The sequence below is a fragment of the Pseudomonas sp. GL-RE-26 genome (assembly GCF_019956275.1).
GTDB classification, from domain to species: domain Bacteria; phylum Pseudomonadota; class Gammaproteobacteria; order Pseudomonadales; family Pseudomonadaceae; genus Aquipseudomonas; species Aquipseudomonas grandcourensis.
Genome location: NZ_JAHBDI010000019.1, coordinates 50,692 through 65,608, shown reverse-complemented (window position 1 = coordinate 65,608; position 14,917 = coordinate 50,692). Strand labels below are relative to the sequence as shown.

Annotated in this window: 12 protein-coding genes; 11 read left to right on the top strand and 1 reads right to left on the bottom strand. The window is 62.2% G+C overall.

Annotated features, from left to right (window positions below; genetic code table 11):
* Positions 1-16: 16 nt before the first annotated feature.
* The 8 genes from KGB07_RS14225 (at position 17) to KGB07_RS14190 (ending at position 8,747) form a co-directional block, all read left to right on the top strand.
* Entirely contained in the window at positions 17-607 is a 591-nt protein-coding gene (locus KGB07_RS14225) for an NAD(P)H-dependent oxidoreductase (protein ID WP_223465712.1), read from the top strand.
* A 228-nt stretch (positions 608-835) separates the two neighbouring features.
* On the top strand, positions 836-1,747 hold the full coding sequence (locus KGB07_RS14220) for a LysR family transcriptional regulator (RefSeq protein WP_223465711.1): 912 nt from the start codon (positions 836-838) through the stop codon (positions 1,745-1,747).
* A 103-nt stretch (positions 1,748-1,850) separates the two neighbouring features.
* The gene (locus tag KGB07_RS14215; RefSeq protein ID WP_223465710.1) at positions 1,851-2,744 is read left to right on the top strand and encodes an NAD-dependent epimerase/dehydratase family protein; all 894 of its coding nucleotides are present in this window, start codon (positions 1,851-1,853) and stop codon (positions 2,742-2,744) included.
* Between the two features lie 201 nt (positions 2,745-2,945).
* Positions 2,946-4,391, top strand: coding sequence for a SulP family inorganic anion transporter (locus KGB07_RS14210; RefSeq protein ID WP_223465709.1), 1,446 nt, complete (start codon positions 2,946-2,948; stop codon positions 4,389-4,391).
* Between the two features lie 185 nt (positions 4,392-4,576).
* The gene (locus KGB07_RS14205) at positions 4,577-5,926 is read left to right on the top strand and encodes a GntP family permease (protein WP_046038629.1); all 1,350 of its coding nucleotides are present in this window, start codon (positions 4,577-4,579) and stop codon (positions 5,924-5,926) included.
* A gap of 14 nt (positions 5,927-5,940) precedes the next feature.
* On the top strand, positions 5,941-6,801 hold the full coding sequence (locus KGB07_RS14200; RefSeq protein WP_046038631.1) for a MurR/RpiR family transcriptional regulator: 861 nt from the start codon (positions 5,941-5,943) through the stop codon (positions 6,799-6,801).
* A 1-nt stretch (position 6,802) separates the two neighbouring features.
* Positions 6,803-8,260: an N-acyl-D-amino-acid deacylase family protein gene (locus KGB07_RS14195; RefSeq protein WP_223465708.1), complete on the top strand. Its 1,458-nt coding sequence runs from the start codon at positions 6,803-6,805 to the stop codon at positions 8,258-8,260.
* A 118-nt stretch (positions 8,261-8,378) separates the two neighbouring features.
* A complete protein-coding gene (locus KGB07_RS14190; protein ID WP_007994548.1) occupies positions 8,379-8,747 on the top strand; it encodes a glyoxalase superfamily protein in 369 nt (122 codons plus the stop codon).
* A 26-nt stretch (positions 8,748-8,773) separates the two neighbouring features.
* On the opposite strand, the gene KGB07_RS14185 is transcribed toward KGB07_RS14190, so the two are convergent.
* Positions 8,774-9,802: an AraC family transcriptional regulator gene (locus KGB07_RS14185; RefSeq protein ID WP_046038637.1), complete on the bottom strand. Its 1,029-nt coding sequence runs from the start codon at positions 9,800-9,802 to the stop codon at positions 8,774-8,776.
* A 210-nt stretch (positions 9,803-10,012) separates the two neighbouring features.
* On the opposite strand from KGB07_RS14185, the gene KGB07_RS14180 reads away from it, so the two are divergent.
* The 3 genes from KGB07_RS14180 to KGB07_RS14170 are packed head-to-tail and all read left to right on the top strand — an operon-like array spanning position 10,013 to position 14,798.
* Positions 10,013-11,608 carry an FAD-binding oxidoreductase gene (locus tag KGB07_RS14180; RefSeq protein ID WP_223465707.1) on the top strand — a complete coding sequence of 532 codons (1,596 nt, stop codon included), beginning with the start codon at positions 10,013-10,015 and terminating at the stop codon, positions 11,606-11,608.
* Positions 11,609-11,613: 5 nt separating this feature from the next.
* A complete protein-coding gene (locus KGB07_RS14175; RefSeq protein ID WP_223465706.1) occupies positions 11,614-13,209 on the top strand; it encodes a glycerol-3-phosphate dehydrogenase/oxidase in 1,596 nt (531 codons plus the stop codon).
* 20 nt (positions 13,210-13,229) lie between these two features.
* Positions 13,230-14,798, top strand: a complete 1,569-nt coding sequence (locus tag KGB07_RS14170) for an FGGY-family carbohydrate kinase (RefSeq protein ID WP_223465705.1) — start codon at positions 13,230-13,232, stop codon at positions 14,796-14,798.
* The last annotated feature ends 119 nt before the right edge of the window (positions 14,799-14,917 follow it).

Sequence of the window (14,917 nt, the reverse complement as noted above, 5' to 3'; positions counted from 1 at the left end):
CTTCCCGAGACCTCTCATGAAAAAAGTCCTGTTGCTCAATGGCGGCAAAAAATTTGCGCACTCCGACGGCCGCTACAACGCCACCCTGCATGAAGCCGCGTTGAGCGTGCTGGATCGCGGTGGTATGGATGTCAAAACCACCTTCATCGACGAGGGCTACGACGTCGCCGAAGAAGTGGCCAAGTTCCTCTGGGCCGACGTGATCATCTACCAGATGCCCGGTTGGTGGATGGGCGCACCGTGGACCGTGAAAAAGTACATCGATGAAGTCTTCACCGAGGGCCATGGCAGCCTCTATGCCAGCGACGGTCGCACCCGTTCGGACGCATCGCAGAAGTACGGCAGCGGCGGTCTGATTCACGGCAAGCAGTACATGCTGTCGCTGACCTGGAACGCCCCGCAGCAAGCCTTCGACGACCCAAGCGATTTCTTCGAGGCCAAAGGCGTGGACGCGGTGTACTTCCCGTTCCACAAGGCCAACGAGTTCCTGGGCATGACCGGTTTGCCGACGTTCCTCTGCGTGGACGTGATGAAGCGCCCGAACATCGAAGGCGACGTGGCGCGCTATGAGCAGCATTTGGCTGAGGTGTTTGGTCTCAAGGCGTAACTGTCAGCTACTATCGAAAGCCTGAGTCTGTGTTCGGGCTTTTGTGGCGAGGGAGCTTGCTCCCGCTGGTGCGCGAAGCGGACCCAAAACCAGCCTGCTCGGTGGTTCAAGTTGTCTGCGTCAAACCATTTACGACGGCTTCGCCGGCGAGCGGGAGCAAGCTCCCTCGCCACAAGGGTTCTTCTCAGCTTGGAAGAACCGGCGCAGGACTATCGATAAGGGACACACGTGAAAGCCAGATCCGATGAATTGCAGGTTTTCGTCTGCGTGATTGAATGCGGGTCGATTTCCGCGGCGGCCGAGCAGGTCGGGCAAACGCCTTCGGCGGTCAGCCGTACGCTCTCGCGGCTGGAGGCCAAGCTCGACACCACCTTGATCAATCGCACCACGCGGCGCATGGACCTGACCGAAGAGGGCAAGTACTTCTTCGAGCACGCCAAGCGCATTCTCGATCAGATGGACGAGCTCGAAGAGCGCCTGTCCTCGCGCCAGCAAACGCCGTCCGGGCGGCTGCGGATCAATGCGGCGTCACCGTTCATGCTGCACGCCATCGTGCCCTACATCGAAGAGTTCCGCAGGCTCTACCCGGACATCCAGCTCGAACTCAACAGCAACGATTTGATCATCGACCTGCTGGAGCAGAGCACTGACATTGCCATCCGCATCGGCACTCTGACCGACTCGACGCTGCATGCCCGCTCCCTGGGTTGCAGCCCGCTGCACATCGTCGCCAGCCCGGCCTACCTGGAAAAGCACGGCACACCGCAAGCCGTGGCTGACCTGGCCCACCATACCCTGCTGGGGTTCACCCAGAACGAAGGCCTCAACCAATGGCCACTGCGCTACGTGCATGGCGATCGCTGGCCGATCCAGGCATCGATCAGCGCCTCCAGCGGCGAAACCATCCGCCATCTCGCACTGGACGGCCAGGGCATCGCCAGCCTGTCGCATTTCATGACCATCGAAGACATTCGTGCCGGACGCTTGAAAGTGTTGCTGGCCGAGTTCAACAGCGGTTATCGCCAGCCGATCAACGCGGTGTACTACCGCAACTCGCAACTGGCCCTGCGGATTCAATGCTTCCTGGACTTTATCCAGGGCAAGCTGGCCGATTATGCGAGCGCAGATTTCAAGGGCTGATTCGTGATTCCTGCGCAAAAGTGAATTGGGTCAGAGGGCATTTTTCGGCAGTGATCGCTCCTTGATACTCCTTGCATCACTTATCCACGCAGGGAGTTGCTCCATGAACGTATTCGTTACCGGTGCCGCCGGTTTTATCGGCGGTTCCATCGCCACGGGCCTGGTCCAGGCCGGCCACAACGTCACTGGTCTGGTGCGCAGCGCCGAACAAGCCGATGAACTGCGTGCACTGGGCATCACCCCGGTAATCGGTACGCTGGACGACTGCGCCCTGTTGGCCGATCAGGCGCTTGCTGCGGACGCTGTGATCAACGCCGCCAGCAGCGATCATCGTGGCGCGGTGGAAGCCTTGCTCGATGCCTTGCGCGGTGCTGGCAAAGTGTTCCTGCACACCAGCGGTTCGAGCATCGTCGGTGATGCCCCGGGCGGTAAATCCAGTGATGTCATCTACTTCGAAGACAACCTGCCGAAACCGACAGTCGACAAGGCGGCGCGCGTGGCCATCGACAACCTGATCCTGGCGGCGGCCATGGACGGGGTGAACTCGGCAGTGATCTGTAACACGCTGATCTACGGCCACAGCCTGGGCGTCCATCGTGACAGCGTGCAGCTACCGCGCCTGCTCAAACAGGCGCGCAAAAGCGGTGTGGTGCGCCATGTCGGCCCGGGCCAGAACATCTGGTCCAATGTGCACATCGAGGACGTGGTGGCGCTGTATCTGCTGGCGCTGACTGAAAACGTACCGGGCACCTTCTACTTCGTCGAAAGCGGTGAAGCGTCGTTCATCGACATGACCACGGCCATGGCCCAGGCGCTGAACCTGGGCGAGCCGCAGGACTGGGCGCTCAAGGATGCGGAAACCGAGTGGGGCTATGAAATGGCCAACTATGGTTTGGGCTCCAACAGTCGGGTGCGCGGCAAGCATGCGCGGGAATTGCTGGGTTGGGTGCCGAAGCGCACGTCGGTAGTGGAGTGGATTCACGACGAGATGGTTTGAGTTCGCGATAGACCGCGTCATCGTTCATCGCGGGCAGGCTCACTCCTACATTTGATTGCATTCCTTCTGATGGAACGCGGTTAAATGTAGGAGTGAGCCTGCTCGCGATTGCGTTTCCACTGGCCCATCTGCTGGCCGCGCTGCCCCCGATTCCGTAACATCCGCACACTCTTTTTCGTCTCTCCCTGTGTGCGATCCCCCATGAAAGCAAAACGTCTACGCGCCGATGTCCTGGCCGGGCTTACCACGTCCTTCGCCCTGTTGCCCGAGTGCATCGCTTTCGCGCTGGTGGCTCATCTCAATCCGCTGATGGGGCTCTATGGCGCGTTCATCATCTGCACCCTGACCGCGCTGTTCGGCGGACGACCGGGCATGGTGTCCGGTGCGGCCGGCTCGATGGCCGTGGTGATCGTCGCGCTGGTGGTGCAACACGGCGTGCAGTATCTACTGGCCACGGTGTTGATGGGCGGGTTGATCATGATGGCGTTCGGGCTGCTCAAGCTCGGCAAACTGGTGCGCATGGTCCCGCACCCGGTGATGCTCGGCTTCGTCAACGGCCTGGCGATCATCATTGCCCTGGCGCAACTGGAACACTTCAAGAGCGGTGAAGCCTGGTTGAGCGGTACGCCGCTGTACATGATGATCGGGCTGGTTGCGGTAACCATGACGGTTGTCTACGTGCTGCCGCGCCTGACCCGCACGGTGCCGCCGGCGCTGGTGGCGATTCTCGGCGTGGGCCTGGCGGTGTATTCGCTGGGCCTGCCGACCCGCACCCTGGGCGACATGGCGCACATCGCCGGTGGCTTGCCGACGCTGGCGCTGCCGGACATTGCGTGGAACCTGGACACCCTGCGCATCATCGCGCCCTATGCGATCCTGATGGCTATGGTCGGCTTGCTGGAAACCCTGCTGACCCTGAATCTCACCGATGAAATCACCGAGAGCCGTGGCTATCCGGATCGCGAGTGCGTGGCGCTGGGGGCGGCGAACATCGTGTCCGGTGCGTTCGGCGGCATGGGCGGTTGCGCGATGATCGGCCAGACCGTGATCAACCTCAGTTCCGGCGGGCGCGGGCGTTTGTCCGGGGTGGTGGCCGGGGTGTCGATCCTGTTGTTCATCCTGTTTCTGTCGCCGCTGATCGAGCGCATTCCACTGGCCGCGCTGGTGGGGGTGATGTTCGTGGTGTCGCAACAGACCTTCGCCTGGGCCTCGTTGCGGGTGCTGAACAAGGTGCCGTTGAACGACGTGCTGGTGATCATCGCGGTGACCGTGATTACCGTGCTCACCGACCTGGCAATGGCAGTGCTCTGCGGCATCATCATTGCGGCGCTCAATTTCGCCTGGCAGCAGGCTCGGCAGTTGTACGCCGACAGTCATCTGGAGACTGACGGCAGCAAGCTGTACCGGGTGCATGGCACGCTGTTCTTCGCCTCGACCACACCCTTTCTCAATCAGTTCGATCCGGCCAATGACCCGGCGCAAGTGACACTTGATTGCCAGCACCTGAGTTTTGTCGACTACTCGGCCATCGCCGCGCTGGGCACCTTGCGCGAGCGCTACACCAAGGCTGGCAAGCACTTGCGGGTGCTGCATTTGTCCGAGCGTTGCAAGAAATTGCTCAAGCGCGCCCGGATGCAGCACGACTGAAATCAAACAGGCAGGCGCGATGAAAATCCGCCTGCCATATTTTCATTATTTGCGACAACTCATACCTCTGCACGACACCCCTTACCTCTGCACGAAAATTACTTTCACCTCGTTTGAAAATCACCTGCAGAAATGTTTTAAGAGTTTCACAAATATTTCGACGTGACCCTCTCGAGGAGTACCGCATGACCCTGTCCTTCGGCTATTGGCTGCTGGTGTATGCCGCTGTTGCCATCATCGCGCTGATCGTTCTGATCGCCCGTTACCGGCTCAACCCGTTCATTGTCATCACCCTGATTTCCATCGGCCTGGCGCTGGTGGCGGGCATGCCGCCGTCCGGTGTGGTGGGGGCGTACGAAGCGGGTGTCGGCAAGACCCTGGGGCATATCGCACTGGTGGTGGCGCTGGGCACCATGCTCGGCAAGATGATGGCCGAGTCCGGTGGCGCCGAGCAGGTGGCGCGGACCTTGATCGACCGTTTCGGCGAGAAGAACGCGCATTGGGCGATGGTGTGCATCGCGTTTCTGGTGGGGCTGCCGCTGTTCTTCGAAGTCGGTTTCGTCTTGCTGGTGCCGATTGCCTTTACCGTGGCGCGGCGCGTGGGCGTATCGATCCTGATGGTCGGCTTGCCGATGGTCGCCGGGCTTTCGGTGGTGCATGCGCTGGTGCCGCCGCACCCGGCGGCGATGCTGGCGGTGCAGGTGTATCAGGCGTCGGTGGGGCAGACCTTGATGTATGCGATCCTGATCGGCATTCCGACCGCGATCATCGCAGGTCCCCTGTACGCCAAATTCATTGTGCCGCGCATTCAGCTGCCGGCGGAAAACCCGCTGGAACGACAGTTTCTTGAGCGTGAACCGCGCGACAGCCTGCCGGGTTTCGGTATCACCATGGCGACCATCCTGTTGCCGGTGGTGCTGATGCTGATCGGCGGCTGGGCCAACCTGATTTCAACACCGGGCACAGGTTTCAACCAGTTCCTGCTGTTCATCGGCAACTCGGTGATCGCGCTGTTGCTGGCCACATTGTTGAGTTTCTGGACCCTCGGCCTGGCCCAGGGCTTCAACCGCGAATCGATCCTCAAGTTCACCAACGAATGCCTGGCGCCGACCGCGAGCATCACACTGCTGGTGGGCGCAGGTGGTGGCTTGAACCGGATTCTGGTGGACGCCGGCGTCACCGACCAGATCGTCGGCCTGGCCCACGAGTTTCATTTGTCGCCGCTGTTGATGGGCTGGCTGTTTGCCGCGTTGATGCGCATCGCCACCGGTTCTGCCACTGTGGCCATGACCACCGCTTCAGGCGTGGTAGCACCCGTTGCCATTGGTCTGGGTTATCCCCATCCGGAGCTGCTGGTGCTGGCGACTGGCGCCGGGTCGGTTATCTTTTCCCACGTTAACGACGGCGGTTTCTGGTTGATCAAGGAATACTTCAACATGACCGTTACCCAAACCTTCAAGACCTGGACCGTGCTCGAGACGTTGATCTCGGTCATTGCCTTCGGCCTTACCGTTGGCCTTTCTTACCTGATTTAGCCGGAGCCACTTGCATGGACATCCTCTACCAGATCCGCGCCCGTCAGGACTCCTTCAGCGCCGGTGAAGGACGCATCGCCCGCCTGATGCTCGACGACGTAGGATTTGCCGCCTCCGCCAGCCTCGATGAGCTGGCGCTGCGGGCGGAGGTCAGCAGCGCCACGCTGTCGCGCTTCGCCCGCACGGTCGGCTGTAAGGACCTGCGTGACCTGCGCCTGCAACTGGCCCAGGCCAGCGGCGTCGGCAGCCGGTTTCTCGACCCTGCGGGCACGCCCGAGCAGTCGGCGTTCTACGGGCAGATCGTGGGCGATATCGAGTCGACCTTGCGCCAGCACCTGGCCGCGTTCGATGAGTCGCGTTTCGCCGATGCGGTGAAACTGCTGGGCAAGGCGCGGATGATTCACGCTTTCGGCATGGGCGGCTGCTCGACCCTGTGCAGCGATGAACTGCAAGTGCGCCTAGTGCGCCTCGGCTATCCGATTGCGGTATGCCACGATGCGGTGATGATGCGCGTCACAGCCGCCAGCCTCAGCGCCGAACACGTGGTAATTGTCTGCTCGCTGACCGGGATCACCCCGGAGCTGATTGAAACGGTGGAACTGGCGCGCAACTACGGCGCACGCATTCTGGCCATCACCCGGGCCGATTCTCCGCTGGCGCAACTGGCCGACATCGTCCTGCCCCTGCAAAGCGCCGAAACCTCGTTCATCTACAAACCCACGGCAGCGCGCTACGGCATGCTGCTGGCCATCGACGTGCTCGCCACCGAGCTGGCCCTGGCCAATCCTGAAGACAATCAAGAACGTCTGCGGCGGATCAAACTCGCCCTCGACGAATACCGCGGCGGCGACGATCACTTGCCGCTGGGAGACTGACATGCAGTACGACACGCTGATTCGCAACGCCCTGATCATCGACGGCAGCAACAGCCCCGGTTACCCCGCCGACGTGGCCATTCTCAACGGGCGCATCGAGCGTATCGGCGACTTGCGCGATGCCCGTGCCAGCGAAGAAATCGACGCGCAGGGCCATGTGCTGGCGCCGGGTTTCATCGACGTGCACACCCATGACGACACTGTGGTGATTCGTCAGCCGCAGATGCTGCCCAAGCTCAGCCAGGGCGTGACCACGGTCATCGTCGGCAACTGCGGGATCAGCGCGTCACCAGTGAGTTTGCGCGGCGATCCGCCGGACCCGATGAACCTGTTGGGCACGGCCGCTGCGTTCGTTTATCCGACCTTCCGCGACTACCGCGCGGCGGTCGAAGCGGCGAACACCACGCTGAACGTCGCGGCATTGGTCGGCCATACGGCGTTGCGCAGCAATCATCTGTACGACCTGTTTCGCACCGCCACGGCGGATGAAATCAGCGCGATGCGCGAGCAATTGCGCGAGAGCCTGGAGGCCGGCGCCTTGGGCCTGTCCACCGGCCTTGCCTATGCCAGTGCCTTCTCGGCATCCACCGATGAAGTGATGCAACTGACCGAAGAGTTGACCGCGTTCGGAGCGGTCTACACCACCCATTTGCGCAGCGAATTCGAACCGGTGCTGGAGGCCATGGACGAGGCGTTCAAGATCGGCCGCCATGCGCAAAGCCCGGTGATCATTTCCCACCTCAAATGTGCCGGCGCCGGTAACTGGGGGCGTAGTCCGCAACTGCTGGCATCCCTCGAAGAAGCGGCGAAAACCCACCCGGTCGGTTGCGATTGTTATCCGTATGCAGCGAGTTCTTCGACGCTGGATTTGAAGCAGGTGACCGATGCCCACCGCATCACCATCACCTGGTCGACCCCGCACCCGGAAATGGGCGGCCGCGACCTGATGGACATCGCCGCTGAATGGAATGTGCCGTTGCTGGAGGCCGCTCGCCAACTGCAACCGGCCGGTGCGGTGTACTACGGAATGGATGAGGCGGATGTCCGCAGAATCCTCGCGCACCCGCTGTCGATGGTCGGCTCCGACGGCTTGCCGGAAGACCCGTTCCCGCACCCACGCTTGTGGGGCGCATTCCCTCGGGTACTCGGACATTTCAGCCGTGATGTAGGACTGTTCCCGCTGCACACCGCCGTGCACAAAATGACCGGGCTGTCGGCGGCACGTTTCGGTTTGAAGGAGCGCGGTGAGATCCGCGAAGGCCATTGGGCCGACCTGGTGTTGTTCGATCCGGCGACCATCCGGGATGTCGCCGATTTCAACGATCCGCAGCGGGCGGCACAAGGCATCGAGGGGGTATGGGTCAACGGTGTGTTGAGCTACCGCGATGGCCAGGCCAACGGGCGCAGGGAAGGGCGGTTCCTGGCCCGGGAAGGGGATTTGCGCACGGGTTTTCAGTGAGTTTCGAGGACTGCGTCACAGTGGTGGCATTTTGAGACTAAAGATTGGCATTTCCGCGCCGAATTGCTGACATCAGGCCCGGCTACACCACGGGCTTTCACCGTCTGGGAGCAACTCGATGAGCTTCGGCAAAACCACTCCGATCCTGCGTATTTTCGACGAAGCCAAGGCAGTGGAGTTCTACGTCGACTTCCTCGGTTTCAAGATCGACTGGCAACATCGATTCGAAGCGAATTTCCCGCTGTACCTGCAAATCTCCCGTGGCGAATGCGTGCTGCACCTGTCCGAACACCATGGCGACAGCACACCGGGTTCTGCCCTGCGGATCGAGACGGATGAGCTAGAGAAGTTTCAGCAGCAACTGTTGGCCAAGGAATACAGGTTTTCCCATCCGCAGATTCAGGCCATGCCCTGGGGCAGCCAGGACATGACCATCGCCGACCCGTTCGGCAATCGCTTGGTGTTCACTAACGCGATCAGCCTCTGAGCCTTCAGCCCCTCAGGCTTAAGTCTTCACCCTTCGTTCGGCACCCGGTGGGTTTGGCGAAACTCACCCGGCGGCATCCCGCGCCGGCTTTTGAACGTGCGGTGAAACGAGCGGGGTTCGGTGAAACCCAGGTACTGGGCGATGTCCTGAATCGGCAGGGTGCTGTTGAGCAGGTAATGCTCGGCCAGTTCCTGGCGCAGGTCATCGAGGATCTGCTGGTACGACGTACCGGCCAGATGCAACTGGCGTTGCAGCGTGCGCACTGACACCGCGAGATGCTCGGCCACCTGCTCCTTGCGTGGCAGACCTTCCTTGAGCAACTTTCGCAGGATGCTTTTGACCCGCTGTTCCAGCGACGCGTCCTCCAGTGTGGCCATCAATCCCTGGGCATGTTCTTCCAGCGTGCGCAGCAATTGCGCATCGGCCTGGCGCAATGGCAACTGCAAATACGGCAACGGGACAATCAGCGCCGAATAAGGCTGATTGAACAGTACCGGGCAGTCGAAGAACTGCTCGTACTCTGCCAGCGTCGTGTCGGCCGGACGGGCATGTTCCAGCCAGACGGCGGCCGGCGACATTTGCGTGTCGGCGATCCAGCGCGCGTATTGCAGCCAGGAACCGAGCACGTTTTCCACCAGGTGTCGGCGAATTCGCGGGCGCTGATGGCGGCATGTCCAGATCAGGTGCACCTCGCTGCCTTGCACCTCGGCGCGGCTGACGCCCATGTCTCCCACCAGCTTCTCGAACGGCATGATGCGGCTCATGGCGTCGCCCAGTGTCGCGCAGTTCATGGTGATGTAACCGAGCACGCTCCAGGAGTTGGGCAACACAAAACGCGCGGCGTTGAGACCGAACAACGCATCGCCCGAGTGTTCGCAGAAATAGTCGAGCAGCCGTTCATGGGCTTCACCCGGCAACCGTAGGCTGTTGTCACTCAACTGCTGTGCCTGCAACCCGGCAGCCGCCAACGCAGGCTCGATGGCCATGCCCAGTTGTTCGGCATGACGCAGGTATTTGAGCAGTGGCGGAACTGAAGTGAAGCCCAGGGATTGCATGATCGTATTCCTTTGATCAAGGCCCGCGTGCGCGGATGAATGCCCTGAAAGGTAATTTGAAACCACGGCTAAAGTAAATGGCTGACGCCTGCGCGACGTTTGACTCAATTGGCTACTCGAACTGGCCGGATGCGACCGTGACACTTTCGGGCGGCTGACTAGTATGGGGGCCTGAAATATCACTGATCAGAACCGCAAAAGGACACACGCATGCGACGCTGGAACGGCTGGGGAGATGCAACCACGGTGGTCGAACTGCCGGCCCAGGGCGCGAGTTTTCTCGCCCGGCGGGTGGGGGACGGCCGAGCGCTGCCCGACGCGACGCTTGAGACGGCTTTGGCCCGTGTGCCCCCGTCGCGGTTGCAGCAACACTATTTGTACAGCGTGGATGCCCATGATCGTTTGCTGCATGCGCGGGGCCAGAGCCTGCCGGACTGGCTGGCGTTGCGTGAAGGCGCGTTGGGGAATTATCCCGACGCCGTGGCCTATCCCGAGACCGCTGAGCAGATTCGCAAGTTACTGCTGCTCGCCCATGAACAGGACCTGTGCCTGATTCCTTATGGCGGCGGCACCTCGGTGGCCGGTCACATCAACCCGCCGAGTTCCGCGCGGCCGGTGGTGACGGTTTCCCTGGCCCGCATGAATCGCCTGCTGGACCTCGACGAAGAGAGCCTGCTGGCGACCTTCGGCCCCGGCACCAGTGGACCGCAAGTGGAAAGTCAGTTGCGCGCCCGTGGTTACACCCTGGGGCATTTCCCGCAGTCGTGGGAGCTGTCGACCCTGGGTGGTTGGGTCGCCAGCCGCTCCAGTGGCCAGCAGTCGCTGCGCTATGGGCGGATCGAGCAACTGTTCGCCGGCGGCACCCTGGAAACCTTTGCCGGGCCTTTGGAAATTCCATCCTTTCCGGCCTCGGCGGCCGGGCCCGATCTGCGGGAAGTGGTGTTGGGCTGTGAGGGGCGTTTCGGGATCATTTCCGAGGTGAAGGTGCGGGTCAGCGCACTGCCTGCCGATGAACGTTTCTATGGGGTGTTTCTGCCCGATTGGCCCAAGGCGCTGCAAGCCATCCGCCAGTTGGCCCAGGCGCGCGTGCCGCTGTCGATGCTGCGCCTGTCCAACGCGGTGGAAACCGAAACGCAGCTGGCGTTGGCCGGTCACCCGCAGCAGATCGCCTGGCTGGAAAAGTATCTGGCCCTGCGCGGCACTGGTGCGGGCAAATGTTTGCTGACGTTCGGTGTGACCGGCAATCGTCGGCAAAATGCGCTGTCCCTGAGTCAGGCCCGGCAGCACCTAAAATCATTCGGCGGGGTGTTTACCGGCACCTTGCTCGGCAAGAAGTGGGCGCAGAACCGCTTCCGTTTTCCCTACCTGCGCGAAAACCTGTGGAACGCCGGTTACGTGGTGGACACCCTGGAAACGGCCACTGACTGGAGCAACGTCGATAACCTCCTCACGCTGATCGAAAACAGCCTGCGCGACGCCTTGGCTGCCGAAGGCGAGCGGGTGCATGTCTTCACCCACCTTTCCCATGTCTACGGCGAAGGATCGAGCATCTACACCACCTATGTGTTTCGCCCGGCGGCGGACTACCCCGCCACCCTGGCGCGCTGGCAGGCACTCAAGCAGGCGGCCAGCCAGACCATCGTCGACAACCATGGCACCATCAGTCACCAGCATGGCGTGGGCAAGGATCACGCGCCGTACCTGCGGCGTGAGAAGGGCGCGCTGGCGATGGACACCCTGCAGGCACTGAGTCGGCATTTTGATCCGGCCGGGCGACTGAACCCTGGCACGCTGTTGCAGGAGTGACGGCCATGAGCCTGGACTGGAACGCGGCGTGGCGACAGCAGGTGCTGCCGACGCTGGCGGATGAAACCTGGGACCTGATCGTCATCGGCGGCGGCATCAGCGGTGCCGGTATCCTGCGCGAAGCCGCGCGCCGTGGCTGGCGCTGCCTGCTGCTGGAGCAGCGCGATTTCGCCTGGGGCACTTCCAGTCGCTCCTCGAAAATGGTCCATGGCGGCTTGCGTTACATCGCCAAGGGCCAGTGGCGCCTGACCCGCGACTCGGTGCGCGAACGCCAGCGCCTGCTTGACGAAGCGCCGGGGCTGGTGGAGCCGATGAGTTTCATGATGCCGCATTACCGTGGCGGTTTTCCCGGGCCACGGGTGCTGGGTGGTTTGCTGTCCATCTATGACGCCTTGGCCGGACGGCGCAGCCATCGCTTCCATGACGCGCAACAACTGCGTTATCTGGCGCCTGGGGTGAAGGAAGATGACCTGCTGGGCGGCACCTGTTTTGTCGATGCGCTGACCGATGATGCCCGTCTGGTGATGCGCGTATTGGGCGAGGCCCGTGCCGACGGCGCCGTGGTGCTCAACGGCGTGCGCGTGCAGCAATTGCTGCGTGAAGAGGGGCGCGTTTGTGGGGTTCAGGTCGAAGACTGCGAGGGCGGCGGATCACTGACATTGCGTTGCGGAGTGCTGGCCGTGGCCACCGGCGCGTGGGCCGAGCGCTTGCGCCTGCCCGACGCTCCTCGCCAGTTGCGCCCGTTGCGTGGCAGTCATCTGTTGTTGCCGGGCTGGCGCCTGCCAGTGGCGCAAGCCTTCACCTTCCTGCACGAGCGTGACCGTCGACCGGTGTTCGTTTTCCCTTGGGAGGGCGCCACGGTAGTCGGCACCACGGACCTCGATCATCACGGCGATCTGGACCAGAGCGCGAGCATCAGCGTTGATGAACTCGACTATCTGCTGGCGGCCTGCAGCCAACAGTTTCCCCAGGCCGAGGTGGTCGCTGCCGATGTGCTGTCGACCTGGTCGGGAGTACGCCCGGTGGTGGGCAGTGCGGCGGGTGAGCATCAAGACAAACCGTCGAATGAAACCCGTGAGCATGTACTGTGGCAGGAGCCTGGTTGCGTGACCCTGGCCGGCGGTAAGCTGACCACCTTTCGCCCGCAGGCCATCGAAGTGCTCAAGGCCTGCGCGAGCATGCTCGACCGTCCATTCGTTGATGACGCCGCGCCGGTGTTTGCCGTCGTGCCGCCGCTGGTGATCCCTGGCCTCAGCGTCAGCCGGTGGCGACGCCTGGCCGGGCGGCATGGCCGTGACCTGCCGAGGCTGGCGCAACTGATCACCGAACTGGGCCACGACACCGTCGGCGGCACAGACACCTTGTGGGCGGAGCTGGCCGTTGCCTGCGATGGGGAAATGGTCCTGCACCTGGATGACCTACTGCTGCGCCGAACCCGTCTGGGCCTGTTGCTGCCGCGCGGTGGTGAGGATTATTTCGCTGCCATTCGCCAACTCTGCCAACCGCGACTGGGCTGGGACGATGAGCATTGGCAGCAGGAATTACAGCGTTATCGGGCGTTGTGGCAACGCCATCATGGTTTGCCGGATGCCGCGCATTGATGCCCATTGAAGAGAGCTCCATGGATAACCACCCGAACAAGCGTTACCTGTTGGCCATCGACAACGGCACCCAGAGCGTGCGCGCGCTGCTCTTCGACCTGCAGGGCAATCTGCTGGGCAAAGGCAAGGTCGAGTTGCAGGCCTATTACTCGACTCAACCTGGCTGGGCCGAGCAGGACCCGGAGTATTACTGGGCAAAACTGGGTGAGGCCTGCCAGCAGTTGTGGCAACAAACCGGCATCGATCGTTCACAGATTGCCGGTGTATCCCTGACCACCCAGCGCGGCACCGTGATCAACGTCGATGCCCAGGGCAAGGCACTGCGCCCGGCGATCCTGTGGCTCGATCAACGCCAGGCCGAAGTCAAAGGCGGCATCAAGGGACCGTGGGGCTGGCTGTTCAAACTGGTCGGCGCGCAAGCCACGGTGGACCACTTTCGCGCCCAGGCCGAGGCCAACTGGATCGCCCGCCATCAGCCTGACGTCTGGGCGGCGACCGACAAATTTCTGCTGCTCTCGGGGTTTCTCACCCATCGCCTTTGCGGGCGCTTTGTCGATTCGGTGGGCTGTTGCGTCGGTTACCTGCCGTTCGACTTCAAACGCCTGAAATGGGCCGCCCCCACCGATTGGAAATGGCAGGCGCTGGCGGTGCGTCCAGAGCAACTGCCGAACCTTCACAAGCCCGGTGAAACCCTGGGCTACATCAGCGCCGAGGCCAGCCGCCACACCGGCATTCCCGAGGGGCTGCCGCTGATCGCCGCAGGTGCCGACAAGGCCTGCGAGGTCGTGGGCTCCGGCGTCGTCGACCCAGGCACCGTGTGCCTTTCCTACGGCACCACGGCGACGATCACCAGCACCCGCTCGCGCTACCTGGAAATCGTCCCGTTGATTCCGCCTTACCCGTCCGCGGTGCCGGATCAATTCAACTGCGAGGTGATGATTTATCGCGGCTACTGGATGGTCAGCTGGTTCAAGAACGAGTTCGGCCTGCGGGAAATGCAGCAGGCCAAAGCCCAGGGCGTGGAGCCCGAGCAACTCTTCGATGCGCTGGTCGACGCGGTGCCGCCGGGTTCCATGGGGTTGATGCTGCAACCCTACTGGTCGCCCGGCATCCGCGAGCCGGGTGTGGAAGCCAAGGGCGCGATGATCGGCTTCGGCGACGTGCATACCCGCGCGCACATTTACCGGGCGATCCTCGAAGGCCTGGCGTATGCCCTGCGTCAGGGTATGGAGAAGATCGAGAAGCGTTCGAGGGTCTCCGTCACTCGCCTGCGCGTTGCCGGCGGAGGTTCGCAGAGTGATGCCGCGATGCAACTCACGGCGAACATTTTTGGCCTGCCGGCCGAGCGTCCGCATGTCTACGAAGCGTCCGGCCTGGGCGCGGCGATTTGCTGTGCGGTGGGCCTGGGGTTGCACGCGGATTTCCCCACGGCGATGGCTGCCATGACGCGGGTCGGTGCGGTATTCATGCCGCAACCCGAGGCGCAGCAGATCTATGAGCGACTGTACAAAGAGGTCTACCTGCGCATGTATCGACAGCTCAAGCCGTTGTACCAGAGCATCCGCAAAATTACCGGTTACCCCGCCTGAAATAACACCGTAGATCCCTGTAGGAGCGAGCCTGCTCGCGATGGCGGTGTGTCAGTCAAAGTAACTGTTGGCTGACACACCGCCATCGCGAGCAGGCTCACTCCTACAATGTCCGGTGG